The organism is Massilia jejuensis (assembly GCF_042656795.1).
In the GTDB taxonomy this organism is placed as follows: domain Bacteria; phylum Pseudomonadota; class Gammaproteobacteria; order Burkholderiales; family Burkholderiaceae_D; genus Telluria; species Telluria jejuensis.
In genome coordinates this window covers 213,739-214,058 of record NZ_JBHSMS010000079.1, presented here as the reverse complement: position 1 = coordinate 214,058, position 320 = coordinate 213,739, and the positions used below count along the sequence as shown (strand labels likewise).

Annotated in this window: 1 pseudogene (running past one end of the window); it reads right to left on the bottom strand. The window is 61.9% G+C overall.

Annotated features, from left to right (window positions below):
• A pseudogene (locus ACFPOU_RS22625) lies at positions 1-320 on the bottom strand (transposase family protein); its annotated part runs 84 nt beyond the window's last position; the annotation flags it as partial.

The window sequence follows — 320 nt, the reverse complement described above, 5'->3', positions numbered from 1 at the left end:
CTGTGCCGCATCGCTGCATTGTCCGGCAGTGACAATGAGCGATAGCGGTAAGCCATGCCCATCGATGCATAGATGGATTTTGCTGGTGATGCCACCGCGCGACCGGCCCAGCCACTCGTCTGTTAATGCCCCCTTTTTTCAGCGGCCGGAAGCTTCTTTCGCGCTCCCGCAGCGCTGCGGTGGGCCTTGAGGTGAGTGGCATCGAGCGCAGCGCCATCCCAATCGATCAGCCCGGCTTCATCGGCTGCGGCCTGCATGATCTTGAGCAGGCGTTGCCATGTACCGTCGCGCGCCCAGCGTACGAACCTGTCGTAGCAGGT